Origin of the sequence: Pseudomonas sp. BN102 (genome assembly GCF_029871245.1) — a bacterium.
Classification (GTDB): domain Bacteria; phylum Pseudomonadota; class Gammaproteobacteria; order Pseudomonadales; family Pseudomonadaceae; genus Metapseudomonas.
The window spans coordinates 1-16,134 of the sequence record NZ_SSON01000076.1; the positions used below are offsets into that span (position 1 = coordinate 1).

The following is a 16,134-nucleotide window of genomic DNA, read 5'->3' on the forward strand; positions in this document are numbered from 1 at the left end:
GTCACCGCCACCACCAGCGGCGTGGACCGCATCTACCAGCAGATGCTCAAGTGGAACGCCCAGTGGCGCCTCAATGTGGACATCGCCAACGTCACCGCTGCCCTGGCTGCGGTGAACCTGGCCGGGCCGCTGTCGCGCCAGGTGCTGGAGAAGCTCTGCGAGGACGTCGACCTGTCCGCCGAAGGCTTCCCCTACCTCGCCGTGCGCACCGGCACCGTGGCCGGTATTCCGGCGCGGCTGATGCGAGTCGGCTTCGTCGGTGAACTGGGATACGAAATCCACGTCCCCGCCCGTCACGGCGGCAAGCTGTGGGACGCGCTGATGGCCGCCGGCACCGAGTTCGGCATTCGTCCCTTCGGCGTCGAGACCCAGCGCCTCCTGCGCCTGGAAAAGGGCCACGTGATCATCAGTCAGGACACCGACGGCATGACCCATCCGGGCGAGATCGACATGGAATGGGCCATCGGCCGCAAGAAGGCCTTCTTCGTCGGCAAGCGCTCCATCGAGATCCTTGAAGCGCAACCGCTGAAGCGCAAGCTGGTGGGCTTCAGCCTGCCGAAGGGCAGCCCGCAGCCGCTGGAGGGCCACCTGGTACTCAAGGGGTCGGACATCAGCGGCAACGTCACCTCCTGCGAGTTCTCCGCCACCCTCGGCCATATCATCGGCCTGGCCTACGCCGGTGCCGACCAGGCCGAACCAGGCTCGCGGATCCCGATCCGCGTCGAAGGCGGCCAGGTGGTCCAGGCCACCGTGGTGCAACTGCCCTTCTTCGATCCCGACAACAAGCGCCAGGAGCTCTGAGCCATGACCAGCCTCAATCCCATCGAGCGCTGCGCGCTCATCGACCTGACCGACCTGCCGCGCGTGGGCTTTCGCGGCATTGATGCCGCCGACTTCCTGAACAAACGCGGCTACCAACTGCCGGAGGCGCCCAACCGGGCGCTGACGCAGGATGACGGCTCGCTGGTGGCGCGCCTGTCGCAGGCCGAGTATCTGCTGCTGGGCAGCCTGGCCGACCGGGGCAGGCGCATCGCCGCCGAAGAGGCCGGCTGGCAGCTCGGCGACAACGGCAACTACCTACTGCCGCGCCAGGACAGCCATGCATGGCTGCAACTCTCCGGTCGCCACGTGGCCGAGGTGATGGCCAAGGTCTGCGGCGTGGACCTGCGGCCGCAAGCCTTCCCTGTGGGCGCGGCGGCACAGACCTCGGCGGCGCGAATCAACGTCATCGTAATCAACGCCAGCACCGGCGAGTTGCCACGCTTCCACATCCTCTGCGACCGCGCCTCCCTGGAGTACTTCCAGGGTGCCATGCTGGATGCCATGGACGAATTCGGCGGTCAGCCGGTCGGTATGGAAGCATTGCTGGCCTGATGCGCCGGGCTTCCCGTAGCTCAGCCCAGCCCAACCTACGAAACCCCGTAGGTTGGGCTGGGCACGAAACCGGCGTTTCGCTCGCTCGCGAGTGATCTGCTGGCGGCTGCGAACGGGTGGCACTCATCGTTCTGCCCCGGCAGGCGTCCAACAGGTCAAACAACTCCAGGCTGTGTGAAAACAGCGAAGTGCTGACACCAGAACCGCATGCGGGATTTGACCCGAGGGCTCGTAAAGTTGAATCGACAGTGTGCTGATGACCGCTGCCTGAGTCTCCTGACGCGATCCACGGCATCTTGAGGCGGAGAGACGCGTGGAAATGGCCCACCTCAGGCACGCAGAGCATCCACCGCGCCACGGATGCCAAAGATGCGCATCAGCCGTTTGAGGTTATAGGCGAGCACATGCAGGCCCATCTCCGTGCTCACCCGGGGCAGCGTTTTGGTCAGGAAGTGTGTCGCGCCCATCCAGTGATTGAGCGTGCCAAACGGGTGTTCCACGGTCCGGCGACGCACGCCCATCATCTCCGGCTGACGGTCCAGCCGCTGCTGCATGGCCTCCAGTGAGGCTTGCTCACGCAGCCGGTCTTCTCAGCGGAAACCTGCTGCTGCGCCAGATTGGCCATGCGGTGACGTTGATTACCCAACTGGTCCTGGTAGTCGCACTGCTGCTGGAAGCGTTCTGACAAGGGCAGGCTTGCGCATTCAGATCCAAGACGCCCCCTTCCTGCGTTGGAGAAATGCCAACGCATTACCCACATTCCAGCGCCGCGAGTTGTGGCGCATTCCTGAAACACAAGGAGGTAACCAGTCTTTTGCTCGGCGGAATACGCGATAACCCGCACTTTCTCAAATCCAAACAAGCATCGTAGTCGTCCTCCACACTACGCCATGATCCGCTGCTCCCTCCTAATCAGCTCCCGAGCCAAAACTATTTCCTAGCCGATCCGGATCCTGCTCGAAACAGTCTTTGCCCCCTCCCCTGTCAATGCCGAATCTCTCGCCCACGGCACATCTGCGTGCCGGGTGCTTTGTCGGAGAGGTTGGGTTCAGGGATGCAGGCGACGACGGTGCTGTACGGCCAGGTGCTGGCGGTGTTGGCCATTACCCTTTCCGGGGTATGGGGTGCCACACAGTGGACGGCAGCTGCGCTCGGCTACCAGGCACGCCTGGGGGCACCCTGGTTCGAATGGCTGGGCACGCCCATCTATCACCCTTGGCGTCTGTTCGAGTGGTGGTTCTTCTTCGATGCCTACGCACCGGAGGTCTTCAACGTCGGTGGCAGCATCGCCGCCTGCAGCAGCCTGCTGGCGTTGGTGGTGGCCATCGGCATGGCCATCTGGCGCGCACGCCAGGCGCGGCACGTCACGACCTACGGGTCGGCGCGCTGGGCCGATGCGGAAGAGGTACGCCAAGCCGGGCTCACCCGCCCGGCTGGCGTGTTCCTCGGCCTATTCGAGGAGCAGTACCTGCGCCACGAAGGCCCGGAGCACGTGCTGGCCTTTGCGCCGACACGGTCGGGCAAGGGCGTCGGCCTGGTGGTGCCCACCCTGCTCTCCTGGCCGGCCTCTGCGGTCATCCATGACATCAAGGGTGAGAACTGGAGCCTGACAGCCGGCTGGCGCTCGCGCTTCTCCCACTGCCTGCTGTTCAACCCCACCGATCCGGCTACGGCGGCCTACAACCCGCTGCTGGAAGTACGTCGCGGCACTCACGAGGTGCGCGATGTACAGAACATCGCCGATATCCTGGTTGACCCGGAGGGCGCGCTGGAACGGCGTAATCACTGGGAAAAGACCAGCCATGCGCTGCTGGTCGGCGCCATTCTGCACGTGCTCTATGCCGGCCAGGACAAGACCCTGCGTGGCGTCGCCAACTTCCTCTCGGATCCGGCTTGCACCTTCGAGCTGACCCTGCACCGGATGATGACCACGCCCCATCTGGGCGACGCGCCTCACCCGGTGGTGGCTTCGGCCGCACGGGAGGTGCTGAACAAGAGCGAGAACGAGCGCTCGGGGGTGCTATCCACGGCCATGTCCTTCCTGGGCCTGTACCGCGATCCGACGGTGGCCGAAGTCACGTCGCGCTGCGACTGGCGTATCGCCGACCTCATTTCGGCCGAGCATCCGCTATCGCTGTACCTGGTGGTGCCGCCCTCGGATATCAGCCGCACCAAGCCGCTGATCCGCCTGATCCTCAACCAGATCGGCCGGCGCCTGACCGAGTCGCTCGATGGTGCCGACGGTATCGAGCGTCGGCACAAGCTGCTGCTGATGCTAGACGAGTTTCCTGCGTTGGGGCGGCTGGATTTCTTCGAATCGGCCCTGGCCTTCATGGCCGGCTACGGGCTGCGCGCCTTCCTGATCTCGCAGTCGCTCAACCAGATCGACAAGGCCTACGGCCAGAACCACTCGATCCTCGACAACTGCCACGTACGGGTGACCTTCGCCACCAATGATGAGCGTACCGCCAAGCGCATTTCCGAGACCCTGGGCACTGCCACCGAGCTGCGTGCGCAACGCAACTATGCCGGCCACAGGCTCGCTCCCTGGCTGGGTCACCTGATGGTGTCGCGCCAGGAGACCGCACGTCCACTGCTGACCCCGGGCGAGGTGATGCAACTGCCTACCGACGAATCCGTAGTGATGCTCTCCGGCCACGCACCGATCCGGGCGAAAAAGCTGCGCTATTTCACCGATGCCAATTTCCAAAGTCGGGTACTGCCGGCACCGCAACTGCAGCCTGGGCGTTACGCTGACGCGCCTGCAGCAAGGACAGACGACTGGAGCACCTTGGCTGTACCCGTGGCCATGGGAGTTCCGCCGGCTGGTTTGGCCGACGGCGAATCCCTCGAAGATGGCGGTCCTCGCCTTCAGCCCGAACTGGTGGAAATCGCCCAGTTGCCTGATCCAGGTGAACTGTCCAGCGACCTGCTACTGCTCGACGAGGACGACACCCCAGCCCCCTTCTCTACCCAGCCTGATCCGCGCCTGCAGCGTGCAGCGCGGCTGGCCGCCCTCGACCCTGACGATGGAATTGCCCTATGAGCCGAGCCCGCCTGAACCTGTTCATCCAACCCGAGCACGCCAAGCGCCTGAACGAACTGGCGATCAAGAAAGGCGTGTCGAAGTCGTCGATCATCGCCGCGGCGCTCGCTTCCTGGCTGTCTCCTGACTCCGGCGACCAGCGAGAGACGACCATCGCCAAGCGCCTGGACCGGCTGTCGCGCCAGCTCGAGCGGCTGGAGCGCGACCAGAACATCCTGATCGAGACCATCGCGCTCTACGTGCGCTACTACCTCACCGTCAGTACACCAGTGCCCGAGGCGCACCAGGAGGCGGCGCGAGCGCAGGGCAAGCTGCGCTTCACCCAGTTCGTCGAGCAACTGGGACGCCACCTACAGCGTGGGCGCAGCCTGGTCAGGGACGTGCATGAGGAGATCCAGCCGGACGCCCAGTGGCTGGACGCCTCCGAGGTTCAAGCCATGGGAGAACGTCCGTGAATGCTCCTGCCTCCTCGGTGCTGACCGCGGCTGCAGCCTCCCTGGATCGTCGCACCCGCATGCTGCGCACGGCGATGGGGCCACTGATCGCTGGCGCCCTTGAAGATCCCGACGTGGTCGAGGTCATGCTCAATCCCGACGGCGTCCTCTGGCTCGACCGAGTCTCGAGTGGCCGCTCCCAGTTGGGCACCCTGCCCGCTGCTGACGGCGAGCGGATCATCCGTCTGGTCGCGGCACATATCGGCGCGGAAGTGCATCGGGGCAAACCCTTGCTCAGCGCGGAGCTGCCGGAAACCGGCGAACGATTTGAGGGAGTTTTGCCTCCCGTGGCGCATGGGCCGACCTTTGCACTGCGCAAGCGAGCGGCTGGCGTGATCCCGCTGGAGCAGTACGTGGTCGACGGCATCCTCAGCGCCTGGCAGGCCGAATACCTCCGCGGCGCCGTGCGCAGCCGACAGAACATCCTCGTCGCCGGCGGCACCAGCACCGGCAAGACCACCCTAGCCAATGCCCTGATCGCCGAGGTGGCCGGTACCGGCGACCGCGTCCTGGTGCTAGAGGACACGGTCGAACTGCAGTGCCCGTCCCTTGATCACGTCGCCCTGCGCACCCGCCCTGGCGTGGTGTCCATGGCTGACCTGGTGCGTGCCACGCTGCGCCTGCGCCCCGACCGGGTGGTGGTCGGCGAAGTACGCGGCGGCGAGGCCCTGGACCTGGTCAAGGCCTGGGGCACCGGCCACCCGGGGGGCATTGCCACCCTCCACGCCGGCTCCGCGCAAGGCGCCCTGCTGCGCCTCGAGCAACTGATCCTGGAGGTCGCCCTGGCCGCGCCACGGGCGCTGATCGCCGAGGCGGTCAACCTGGTGGTGCTCCTCGCCGGGCGCGGCCGCGCCCGCCATGTCCAGCAGATCGTCCGGGTCACCGGCCACGACGCGCACGGTTACCGGCTCCATCCCATCGACGCCCTCCCTTCCCTGCCCTCTGCCTCAGGAGATCAGCCATGAATCCCCGCCAGACCCTTGTTGTGTTCCGTCGACGCTTTGCCAGTGCACTCGTGCTGGGGGCACTCTGGCTCGGTACAGCCTTGCCGGTATTGGCTGCCGGCTCCGGCATGCCCTGGGAAGGGCCACTGCAATCGATCCTCGACTCGGTCCAAGGTCCGGTGGCGCGCATCGTCGCGGTGATCATCATCATTACCACCGGCCTGACGCTGGCCTTCGGCGATACCAGCGGCGGCTTCCGCAAGCTGATCCAGATCGTCTTCGGCCTGTCCATCGCCTTTGCCGCGTCTTCGTTCTTCCTCAGCTTCTTCAGCTTCGCAGGCGGGGCGGTGGTCGCATGAACGGTGAGCGCGCTTTCATCCCCGGCTTCGAGGTGCCGCTGCACCGTTCGCTGGCCGAACCGATCCTGCTCGGCGGCGCGCCACGCAACGTGGCCATCCTAAACGGCACCCTGGCGGCCGTGGTCGGCCTGGGCCTGCAGCTGTGGATTCCGGGCCTGGTGCTCTGGCTGGTCGGCCACACGCTAGCGGTTTGGGGCGCCCGCCTGGATCCGCAGTTCATGCAGGTCTTCACCCGGCATATCAAGCAACGCCCGCTGCTGGACGTGTGAGGAGCGCCGCCATGCTAAACCTTACCGAATACCAGCGCCGTCCCGCCCAGCTCGCCGACTGGCTGCCTTGGGCCGGCTTGGTTACCCCGGGCGTGGTGCTGAACAAAGATGGTTCGTTCCAGCGCACGTTGCGCTTTCGTGGGCCGGACCTCGATAGCGCCACCCAGGGCGAACTGGTGGCCACGTCGGCGCGCCTGAACAACGCCCTGCGCCGCTTGGGCTCGGGCTGGGCGCTGTTCATCGAGGCCGAGCGCGTGGCCGCCGCCGACTACCCCGATAGCAGTTTTCCCGAGCCGCTGTCCTGGTTGGTGGATGAGGAGCGTCGCGCCACTTTCGAGGCGCAGGGCAGTCACTTCGAGAGCACCTACCACCTGACGCTGCTCTACCTGCCGCCGGAGGAGTCGCGCTCTCGCGCGGCCAGCCTGCTGTATGAGCACCGGGCGCACCGCGGCGTCGACTGGCGCGAGCGGTTGGCCGCCTTTATGGCCGAGAGTGATCGCTTCTTCGACCTGCTGGACGGGGTGATGCCGGAGCTCGCCTGGCTCGATGACAGCCAGACGTTGACCTATCTGCACGCCACGGTGTCGACGCACCGTCAGCGGGTGGCAGTACCCGAGGTGCCCTTCCACCTGGACGCCCTGCTGGCCGACTGCCCCCTGGCCACCGGCCTGGCACCGCGGCTGGGCGAGCAGCACCTGCGCGTCCTCTCGGTGCGCGGCTTCCCAACCTCGACCTGGCCCGGCCTGCTGGATGATCTCAACCGCCTGAGCATCCCCTATCGCTGGTCGACCCGCTTCATCTGCCTGGACAAGGACGAGGCCGAAAAGGAACTGGTGCGTCTGCGCCGTCAGTGGTTCGCCAAGCGCAAGGGGGTCCTGGCGCTGCTGCGCGAGGTACTCTTCCAGCAGGAAAGCCCGCTGCTCGACAGCGATGCGGCGAACAAGGCCAGTGACGCCGACGACGCCCTACAGGAGCTGGGCGCCGACCAGGTCGCCTTCGGCTATATGACGGCCACCGTGACGGTGAGCGACCACGACGCCGAGGTCGCCGAGGAGAAACTGCGTCTGGTCGAGCGGGTGATCCAGGGGCGCGGTTTTATCACCATTGCCGAGAGTCTCAATGTGGCGGAGGCCTGGCTGTCGTCCATCCCCGGCAACGCCTACGCCAATGTACGACAACCGCTGATCTCGACGCTCAACCTGGCCCACCTGATGCCGGTGTCGGCAGTCTGGGCTGGCCCCGCGCGCAACGACCACCTCGATGGTCCGCCGCTGGTGGTCACCCGCACGGATGGGGCGACGCCGTTCCGCCTGGTCACCCATGTCGGCGACGTTGGCCACACCTTGGTGGCCGGCCCCACCGGCATGGGCAAGTCGGTGCTGCTGGCGACCCTCGCGATGCAGTTCCGTCGCTACCAAGGCTCGTGCTTGTTCCTCTTCGACATGGGGCGTTCGCTGCGCGCGACGGTGCTGGGCCTGGGCGGCGAGCACTACGACCTGGGGGGCGATGGCGACCTGGCCTTCCAGCCTCTGGCGCGCATCGACCAGGCCGGCTATCGCGCCTGGGCCGCCGAGTGGCTGGAGGCGCGCCTGCTGCAGGAGGGCGTGGTCGTCGGCCCGGAGCAGAAGGCCGCGCTCTGGACCGCCCTGGACAGCCTGGCCGGCGCACCCGAGGCGCAGCGTACGCTGACCGGCCTGAGTGTGTTGTTGCAGGACAACGCTTTGCGCCAGGCGCTGCAGCCCTATGTGCTGGGCGGCGCGCACGGACGACTGCTGGACGCCGACTGGGATCGCCTAGGAGCGGCCGACGTGCAGTGCTTCGAGATGGAGGAACTGATGCACAGCAAGGCGGCGGTGGCGGCTGTATTGAGCTACCTGTTCGCCCGATTCGAGGAGCGCTTCGACGGCGCACCCACCCTGCTGATTCTCGACGAGGCCTGGCTATTCCTCGACGATCCGCTGTTCGCCGCACGCATCCGCCAGTGGCTCAAGACCCTGCGCAAGAAGAACGTCTCGGTGATCTTCGCCACCCAGTCGCTGGCCGACATCAAGGACTCCAGCATCGCCGCGGCGATCATCGAGAGCTGCGCCAGCCGCATCTTCCTGCCCAACCCGCAGGCCAGCGAGCCGCAGATCCGCGGCATCTACCAGGGCTTCGGCCTCAACGACCGGCAGATCGAGATCATCGCTCAGGCCACGCCCAAGCGCGATTACTACTACCAGTCGCGCCTCGGCAATCGGCTGTTCGACCTTGACCTGGGTCCGGTGGCAATGGCCTTTTCAGCCTCCGCCAGCCCCGTAGAGCAGCGTGAAATCAGCCGGATCCAGCAGGAATCCGGCTCTGCGGATTTCGCCGTCACCTGGCTACGCCACCGCGGGCTGGACTGGGCCGCCGACCTACTCGCCTCTTACCTCTCGCCACGCAAGGAGTGCCTGCAATGAGTCGCCGAACCCGCCTTTCTCCGCTTACCGCTCTGCTGTCGTGGGGCCTGCTGGCATTCCAGCCGGCCAGCGCCCTCACTGTGATCGACCCAACCAATCTAGCTCAGAACACTCTGACCGCAGTGCGCACCCTTGAGGTAGTCAATAACCAGGTCAACCAGTTGCAAAACGAAACCCAGATGCTGCTGAACCAAGGCCGCCACCTGGCGACCCTGGATTACAACGTGATCAATCGGCTGCGCGCCAGCCTGGCCAACACCGAGCGTTTGCTGGCCGAGGCCCAGGGGCTGGCCTATGAGGTCCAGCGCCTGGATCAGGAGTTCGTCCGCCTGTATCCCACCGAGTATGCGAGCAGCGTCAGCAGCCAGCGCATGGCACAGGAGGCGCGCGAGCGCTGGAAGCAGGGTCTCGATGGCCTGCACACGGCCATGCGCGTGCAGGCACAGGTGACGCAAAGCCTCGCCCAGGACGAGAGCGTGCTGGCCGACCTGGTGCAGCAGAGCCAGTCGGCCGTTGGGACGCTGCAGGCGGCCCAGGCCACCAATCAGTTGCTGGCCCTGCAGGCCAAGCAGTCTAGCCAGGCCCAGCAACTGCAGGTCACCCAGAACCGCGCCATTGCCCTGGAACTCGCCCGCCAGGCTGCGGCGGCCGAGGAGGCGCGTGAGTTGCGGCGACGCTTCATGGGTAGCGGGACGCCCTACACCCCCTATCCCGTGCAGTTCTACCGGCAGTGAGGGCGCTGCGATGAAAACCTTCGTGCTGCAGCCACTGCTACTCGTGCTAGCTGCCTGCGGCCAGGGCGATGACAGTGGAGAGGTCCAGTCAGAGCTATCCCCGCAGGCGCGCTTTTACTCCGGGTGCACTCGTCCCGGCGAGTTCCTCACCCCCGAAAGCCTGCCTGCCATTCCGCCGAGCTTCGACGAGGACGTGCGATGAACGACGTCAGCGTGATCGACCGCTTCCTCGCGGTGTTCTCGCTCTACATCGACTCGGGCTTCGGCCTGCTCGGTGGCGAGGTGGCCTTTCTCAGCCTGACCCTGGTGGCGATCGACATGACCCTGGCCGGGCTGTTCTGGGCCATGGGAGGCGAGGATGTCACCGCCAAACTGGTCAAGAAGACCCTCTACGTCGGCGCCTTCGCCTTCATCATCGGCAACTTCAACACGCTGGCGGAGATCGTCTTCCGCTCCTTCGCCGGGCTGGGCCTGCTGGCCGCGGGCTCGGGGCTGAGCCAGGGCGAGTTCCTGCAACCCGGGCGGCTGGCGTCCATCGGCATCGACGCAGGTAGCCCGTTGCTGGAACACATCAGCAGCATGAGCGGGTTCCCCGACGTCTTCAGCAACCTCCACAGCATTCTGGTGCTGTTTCTGGCCTGGTTGGTGGTGGTGATCAGCTTCTTTTTCCTGGCCATCCAGCTGTTCGTCACGCTGATCGAGTTCAAGCTGACCACCCTCGCCGGCTTCGTCCTGGTGCCCTTTGCCCTGTGGAACAAGACCGCCTTTCTCGCCGAGAAGGTCCTGGGCAACGTGGTCGCTTCCGGCATCAAGGTCCTAGTGCTGGCGGTGATCGTCGGCATCGGCACCGGGCTGTTCGCCGAGTTCCAGGCCGTGCCGGATGAGCCCTCCATCAACCATGCCCTTGTGGTCATGCTCGCCGCGCTGGCATTGCTGGGCCTGGGCATCTTCGGCCCGGGCATCGCCACCGGCCTGGTATCCGGCGCCCCGCAACTGGGGGCAGGAGCAGCCGCCGGTACGGCCCTCGGTGTTGCGGGCATGGCCGCCGGTGCCGCCGCCGTGGCCACGGGTGTCGGCGGTGCCGTGCTGGCCGGCGTCCGCATGGCGCCCGGCGCGGCGCGCCTGGCCATGGGCGGTGTCAAGCCTTTGACCGCCGGCATGGCGCCAGGATCTGCAAGCGCGGGCGCAGCGTTTGGCGATACGGCCACGGCGGCCGGCCCCGCGACATCCCCTGCCAAGCAACCCGACTGGGCCAAGCGGCTGCAACGTAAGCAGCAGCTCACCCATGCCGCAACCACGGTCGCGCACACCCTGCGCGGTGGCGATGGTGGCGGCTCATCCCCCGGGCCGCAGGTGCGCGACCCGTCGAATTCGTGAAGGAGAACGAAGATGCGATTCAAACGTCCGCAGGTGCGCTACAGCGACACCCCGCAACCGGCTACACCCTATCAGGCCGCGGCGCAGATCTGGGACCGGCGCATGGGGAGCAGCCTGGCGCAGGCGCGCAACTGGCGGCTGATGGCCTTCGGTTGCCTGAGCCTGGCCCTGCTGATGGCCGGCGGGCTGCTCTGGCGCTCGGCCCAGTCGATGGTCACGCCCTATGTGGTGGAGGTCGACAATGCCGGCCAGGTACGCGCGGTTGGCGAAGCCGCCAGTCCCTACCAACCGCAGGATGCGCAGATCGCCCATCAACTGGCGCGCTTCATCGAGTTAGTGCGCTCGCTGTCCATCGACCCGGTGGTGGTGCGGCAGAACTGGCTGGAGGCCTACCACTCCACGACCGACCGCGGCGCCGCCACGCTCAACGACTACGCCCGCACCAACGATCCCTTCAGCCGGGTCGGTAAGGAGTCGGTAACGGTGGAGGTGACCAGCGTCGTGCGAGCTAGCGACAGCTCGTTCCAGGTGCGCTGGAACGAGCGCCGCTACGTCAACGGTGCGGCCGCCGGGCTGGAGCGCTGGACGGCGGTGATCTCGGTGGTGCTGCAGCCACCGCGCACCGAGGAAAAGCTGCGCCGCAACCCATTGGGCATCTACGTCAACGGCCTGTCATGGAGCCGCGAACTGGACACTACGGAAGGAGCCAAGAAACCATGAGAACCTGCCTGCACTTCTGCACCTGCCCGCTGCTGCTGGCCATGCTGGCCGGCTGCGCCGGCTCGGGTGAGCCGCCGGTGATTGCCCTGGACGAACCAGTGGAGGCGCAGCGCCTGCCGGAGCCACCCAAGCCCATCGAGGTGGTGGAGATGCCAAAGCCGCTGGCCCTACCGGCACAGCTGAAACCGGTGCCGGGGGCCAAGGCCGAAAAGCCGGTCGAGGAGCCAACCGATGAGCGCGTGCGTGTCTCGCGCGCCAACCGCGACGCTCGGGTCGCGCCGACCCGGGAGGGCTACATCAACGCCATCCAGGTCTGGCCCTACTCCGACGGCGCGCTGTATCAGGTGTACACCAGCCCAGGGCGGGTAACGGCGATCAACCTGCAGGCTGGCGAGGAGCTGGTCACGGTGGCCGCCGGCGATACCGTGCGCTGGATTGTGGGCGACACCTCCAGCGGCAGCGGAGAGGAGCTACGTGTCAGCGTGCTGGTCAAGCCGACACGGGTCGACCTCAAGACCAACCTGGTCATCACCACCACGCGGCGCACCTACCTGATCGAACTCACCGCCACCGAGCAGGCGTGGATGGCCTCGGTGTCCTGGGACTACCCCAAGGACCGCATGCTCGCCCTGCAGCGCCGCGCTACTGCTGCGAAAGCGGCGGCCCCGGTCGATACTGGCCTGGCGCTGGAGCAACTGCGCTTTCACTATGCGATCAACGGCAGCAACCCGCCCTGGAAACCGCTGCGTGCCTTCGACGACGGCCGCAAGGTGTACATCCAGTTCCCTGCCGGCATCGCTCAAGGGGAGTTGCCGCCGCTGTTCGTGATCGGTCCGGAGGGTGACGGCCAATTGGTCAACTACCGCTTCCGCTCGCCCTACTACATCGTGGATCGGCTGTTCGGCGCGGCTGAATTGCGCCTGGGCGCGGACAAGGGTGACGTGGTGCGGATCGAGCGCACCGATGGCGTGGCACGGAGGCCCTGATCATGAGTGCCACGAATGATATCCAGGATGCGGCGCCGCGGCCGCCCAAGGAGGCACCGGAATCACTCGAGCTGCGCGCTCGGCCTCGCCCTGTCACCCGCCTCAATCCACGCATGCTGGCGGTGCTCATCGGAGGACTGGCCAGCGCGGTGCTCGGCGCCATGCTTTGGTCGTTGCAGCCTCAGCAGCGCCGTCAGGGTGCGGAGCCAAACGAGCTGTACAACGTCGACCGTGTGACCCGCTCCGAGGGACTGGAGCAGCTCCCGGCGGATTACTCGCAATTGCCAACTCTCGCTGCGCCCGAGGTGCCGCAGCTGGGTCCGCCGCTGCCCGGCGACCTGGGGGGCCCTATCCTCAGGGCCGAGCAGGCACAGGGTTACGACTACCGCCATGCCGGGCCCGACCCAGCTGAGGCTGAGCGCCTCGCCAGGCTCAAGGAGGCCGAGGAAGCGGCGTTGTCCTCGGTATTTTTCCGCTCTGGCAGTGGAGCGACATCGAGTGCCGGAGGCCCAAGTCCGAGCATGGCAGAGCACGCGAGATTCGATCCTTTGACAGCGACTCCTGCATCGGCCGCTGCAATGACCAACGCCCCTGCAGCAACGCAAAACCCGCAGCAGCAGAAAGAGGCGTTTCTCAGTAAATCCGTAGATCCGCAGATTCGTAATTCCGGGTTTCTGCAAATGCCCGATTCCCCCTCCCGGGTAATGGCCGGCACCATCATCGCGGCCGCACTGGTCACGGGTATCAAGTCGGACCTGCCCGGTGATGTGATCGCCACGGTGACCGAACCGGTCTACGACAGCGCCACGGGCCAGCATGTGCTGATTCCCCAGGGCTCACGCCTGCTCGGCCGCTACAACAGCCAGGTGAGCTACGGGCAGAGTCGCGTGCAGGCGGTGTGGCAGCGGGTGATCCTCCCGGACACCTCGTCCTTCCAACTCGACAATCTGGTGGGCAGCGATACCGCCGGCTATGCCGGCCTGGAGGACGGCGTCGACTGGCACTGGGACCGGATCGTCGCCGGTGCGGCCATGACCAGCCTGCTAGGCATCGGCGCCGAACTGGCGGCACCAGAGAACCGCACGGATGGAGATCGGGTCGTCATCGCTGGACGCGACAGCCTGCAAGACACAGTGAACCAGATCGGCCAAGAGGTCACCCGACGCAATCTCGATATCCAGCCCACGCTGACCCAGCGCCCCGGCCTGCCCCTACGCGTGATCGTCAGCCGCGACCTAGTGCTGCGCCCCTACCAACCCTTGTTCATCCAGCAGAGGAATCCGCAATGAGCACGAACAAGCTGCGCCTCGGCCCCTTGCCGAAAACCGAGAACCTGAAACTGACCTTCACCTGTCCGGCTGGCCTGAAGGCCGACCTGGAGCGCTACGCGGCGTTGCACTCGCAAGCCTACGGCGAAGAAGTCGATGCGCTGACGCTCATCCCACACATGCTGGAGGCGTTCATGGCAAGGGATCGGGTGTTCAGGCGATCTAGTGCAGGTGCAGGCAGGAGCGCTTGATTGCTGTTATGTCAGATATTGAAATATACTTCTGACAATCAGTCTTCAGAACCGCCAAGGTACTCGCCGTGAAAACCCTCCCTGAGAGAATCCTCGAACAAAGTCAGCAGCTCCCCGAGGGCGGTGTACTTTCGCCCAAGGATTTCATTCATCTGGGTAGTCGTGCGGCAGTGGACCAGGCCCTTTCTCGCCTGGCCAAGGCAGGAAAGCTGATGCGTGTGGCACGCGGCACCTACGCGGCGCCTGTCACCAGCCGATTCGGCACGCGACCACCAGCTCCTGAGAAAGTCGTAAAGGCGATAGCGGAGCAACGCGGCGAGACCCTGGTACAACATGGCGCCCGGGCTGCCAACGCCCTAGGACTCACGCAGCAAGTACCCATCAAGGAAGCGTTCCTGACCGCAGGACGATCCCGGAAGATGCAACTCGGCAAGACCGAAGTGCTTGTGCAACATGCTCCTCGCTGGATGCTCGCCCTTGGCCCAAGCCTGGCCGGCGAGGCGGTCCGTGCCCTTGCCTGGCTTGGCCAGGCGCATGTGAGTGAAGCGGTTGGCAAACTCCATAGCACGCTGCCCGAATCGGAGTGGGATTCGTTACTCGCGAGCCGCACCATCCTGCCTGCCTGGATGGCTCAGGCTATCGGCCGAGAGAATGCCCATGCCTGAGCAGTTCTTCGAGTTATCGGAACAGGACCAGCGTGAAGCACTTCAGTTTGCCGCTGCTCAAACTGGCCGCCCTGCTCATCTACTGGAAAAAGACTTGTGGGTGGTCTGGACGTTACGGGCGCTGTTTACATCGACAGCCGGCCAGAACCTGACCTTCAAGGGCGGCACCTCCTTGTCGAAAGCGTACAAAGTCATCGATAGGTTTTCGGAAGATATCGACCTCACGTACGACATCCGCGAGTTGATCCCCGAACTCACAGGCAAGTCCGACCTCCCCTCTACACGCGGCGAAGCTCGCCGATGGACCGAAAGGGTGCGAGAGCGCTTACCGGACTGGATTCAGCAGGTCATCAGTCCGGTGCTTCAATCCTCGATCGAACAAGAAGGGCTGGACGCTACACTGCAGATTGCGGGTGAAAAGCTATTCCTCCGCTACCCCGCACTGGCTAGCGGTACAGGCTATGTCCCCCCAGTCATCACCCTGGAATTTGGTGCCCGCTCGACCGGTGAGCCGCATGCACCGCACCACGTCGTATGCGACATGGCTGGAGCAGTTGAGGGCGTGGTCCTTCCAGAGGCCAATCCAATTGTAATGGACATCGCGCGCACATTCTGGGAGAAGGCCACGGCCACCCATGTCTATTGCTCACAGCAGAGAATCAGAAGCGAACGATTCGCCAGGCATTGGCATGACTTGGCAGCCATTGCACGTACCGCACACTTCGATGAGATTGCAGCCAATCGACACGTTGCCGACTTGGTCACAACCCACAAGAGTTGGTTCTTCCAGGAAAAAGCTGCAGACGGTTCGGTAGTCGATTACCACGCAGCTGCACGAGGCAGCATTCAGATTGTTCCCAATGGAGCAGCAAGGGAGGCCCTGGGACAGGACTACGCACTGATGCTCGACGACGGCGTCATGGTTGGGGACGCCCGATCATTCGATCAACTCATGCAGGAGTGCGTCGTGATCCAGGATCGCCTTAATGCACTGACTACTCCGAAGGACCAGTAATGAACAAGGCCTCGAGGCCCAATGCGAGCAGCCTTTGACGACTCGTCAGATCTAGCCCGGACGACATTAAACACGCAGCTTGTATGGCCACATTCTTAAGCGCTATCGAAAGCCTACATAGCATTCCCGTCAACACGTCCCCTCTCAGTTGAACCGTTTTGACGGTGATGCTGCTGAGGGTTTTTTTGTTG

At 65.2% G+C, this 16,134-nt stretch carries 15 protein-coding genes and 2 pseudogenes; 16 read left to right on the top strand and 1 reads right to left on the bottom strand.

From position 1 onward, the window contains the following. A partial coding sequence (locus tag E8F12_RS23675; protein ID WP_280327634.1) for an aminomethyltransferase family protein occupies positions 1-801 on the top strand: 801 nt, incomplete at its 5' end. A 3-nt stretch (positions 802-804) separates the two neighbouring features. Then, positions 805-1,374: a sarcosine oxidase subunit gamma family protein gene (locus E8F12_RS23680; protein ID WP_280327635.1), complete on the top strand. Its 570-nt coding sequence runs from the start codon at positions 805-807 to the stop codon at positions 1,372-1,374. Positions 1,375-1,703: 329 nt separating this feature from the next. Here E8F12_RS23680 and E8F12_RS23685 read toward each other — a convergent pair. After that, positions 1,704-1,946 (bottom strand): annotated as a pseudogene (locus E8F12_RS23685) (transposase); the annotation flags it as partial. A 482-nt stretch (positions 1,947-2,428) separates the two neighbouring features. Here E8F12_RS23685 and E8F12_RS23690 point away from each other — a divergent pair. The 14 genes and pseudogenes from E8F12_RS23690 to E8F12_RS23755 all read left to right on the top strand — a co-directional run bounded on the left by E8F12_RS23690 (position 2,429) and on the right by E8F12_RS23755 (position 15,943). Beyond that, entirely contained in the window at positions 2,429-4,420 is a 1,992-nt protein-coding gene (locus E8F12_RS23690) for a conjugal transfer protein TraG (RefSeq protein WP_280327636.1), read from the top strand. Then, positions 4,417-4,875 (top strand): CopG family transcriptional regulator, encoded by a 459-nt coding sequence (locus tag E8F12_RS23695; RefSeq protein ID WP_280327637.1) that lies wholly within the window; start codon positions 4,417-4,419, stop codon positions 4,873-4,875. The genes E8F12_RS23690 and E8F12_RS23695 overlap by 4 nt, the downstream gene beginning before the upstream one ends. 59 nt (positions 4,876-4,934) lie before the next feature. Beyond that, entirely contained in the window at positions 4,935-5,879 is a 945-nt protein-coding gene (gene trbB, locus E8F12_RS23700; protein ID WP_280327703.1) for a P-type conjugative transfer ATPase TrbB, read from the top strand. Further along, a pseudogene (locus E8F12_RS23705) lies at positions 5,876-6,169 on the top strand (TrbC/VirB2 family protein); the annotation flags it as partial. The gene trbB and the pseudogene E8F12_RS23705, both read left to right, overlap by 4 nt. A 44-nt stretch (positions 6,170-6,213) precedes the next feature. Then, the gene (locus E8F12_RS23710; protein WP_280327639.1) at positions 6,214-6,486 is read left to right on the top strand and encodes a VirB3 family type IV secretion system protein; all 273 of its coding nucleotides are present in this window, start codon (positions 6,214-6,216) and stop codon (positions 6,484-6,486) included. A gap of 11 nt (positions 6,487-6,497) precedes the next feature. Next, a complete protein-coding gene (gene trbE / locus E8F12_RS23715) occupies positions 6,498-8,927 on the top strand; it encodes a conjugal transfer protein TrbE (RefSeq protein ID WP_280327640.1) in 2,430 nt (809 codons plus the stop codon). Then, a complete protein-coding gene (gene trbJ / locus E8F12_RS23720) occupies positions 8,924-9,661 on the top strand; it encodes a P-type conjugative transfer protein TrbJ (protein ID WP_280327641.1) in 738 nt (245 codons plus the stop codon). The genes trbE and trbJ overlap by 4 nt, the downstream gene beginning before the upstream one ends. Before the next feature lie 198 nt (positions 9,662-9,859). Further along, the gene (trbL, locus tag E8F12_RS23725; protein ID WP_280327642.1) at positions 9,860-11,038 is read left to right on the top strand and encodes a P-type conjugative transfer protein TrbL; all 1,179 of its coding nucleotides are present in this window, start codon (positions 9,860-9,862) and stop codon (positions 11,036-11,038) included. 12 nt (positions 11,039-11,050) lie between these two features. Next, complete coding sequence (gene trbF, locus E8F12_RS23730; RefSeq protein WP_280327643.1) at positions 11,051-11,758, top strand: conjugal transfer protein TrbF; 708 nt, start codon at positions 11,051-11,053, stop codon at positions 11,756-11,758. After that, complete coding sequence (gene trbG / locus E8F12_RS23735) at positions 11,755-12,744, top strand: P-type conjugative transfer protein TrbG (RefSeq protein ID WP_280327644.1); 990 nt, start codon at positions 11,755-11,757, stop codon at positions 12,742-12,744. Before trbF ends, trbG begins: the two co-directional genes overlap by 4 nt. A gap of 2 nt (positions 12,745-12,746) precedes the next feature. Then, a complete protein-coding gene (locus E8F12_RS23740) occupies positions 12,747-14,033 on the top strand; it encodes a TrbI/VirB10 family protein (RefSeq protein ID WP_280327645.1) in 1,287 nt (428 codons plus the stop codon). Beyond that, complete coding sequence (locus E8F12_RS23745; RefSeq protein ID WP_280327646.1) at positions 14,030-14,263, top strand: DUF2274 domain-containing protein; 234 nt, start codon at positions 14,030-14,032, stop codon at positions 14,261-14,263. The genes E8F12_RS23740 and E8F12_RS23745 overlap by 4 nt, the downstream gene beginning before the upstream one ends. 68 nt (positions 14,264-14,331) lie before the next feature. Then, complete coding sequence (locus E8F12_RS23750; protein ID WP_280327647.1) at positions 14,332-14,928, top strand: DUF6088 family protein; 597 nt, start codon at positions 14,332-14,334, stop codon at positions 14,926-14,928. Continuing rightward, the gene (locus E8F12_RS23755; protein WP_280327648.1) at positions 14,921-15,943 is read left to right on the top strand and encodes a nucleotidyl transferase AbiEii/AbiGii toxin family protein; all 1,023 of its coding nucleotides are present in this window, start codon (positions 14,921-14,923) and stop codon (positions 15,941-15,943) included. The genes E8F12_RS23750 and E8F12_RS23755 overlap by 8 nt, the downstream gene beginning before the upstream one ends. Positions 15,944-16,134: the final 191 nt, after the last annotated feature.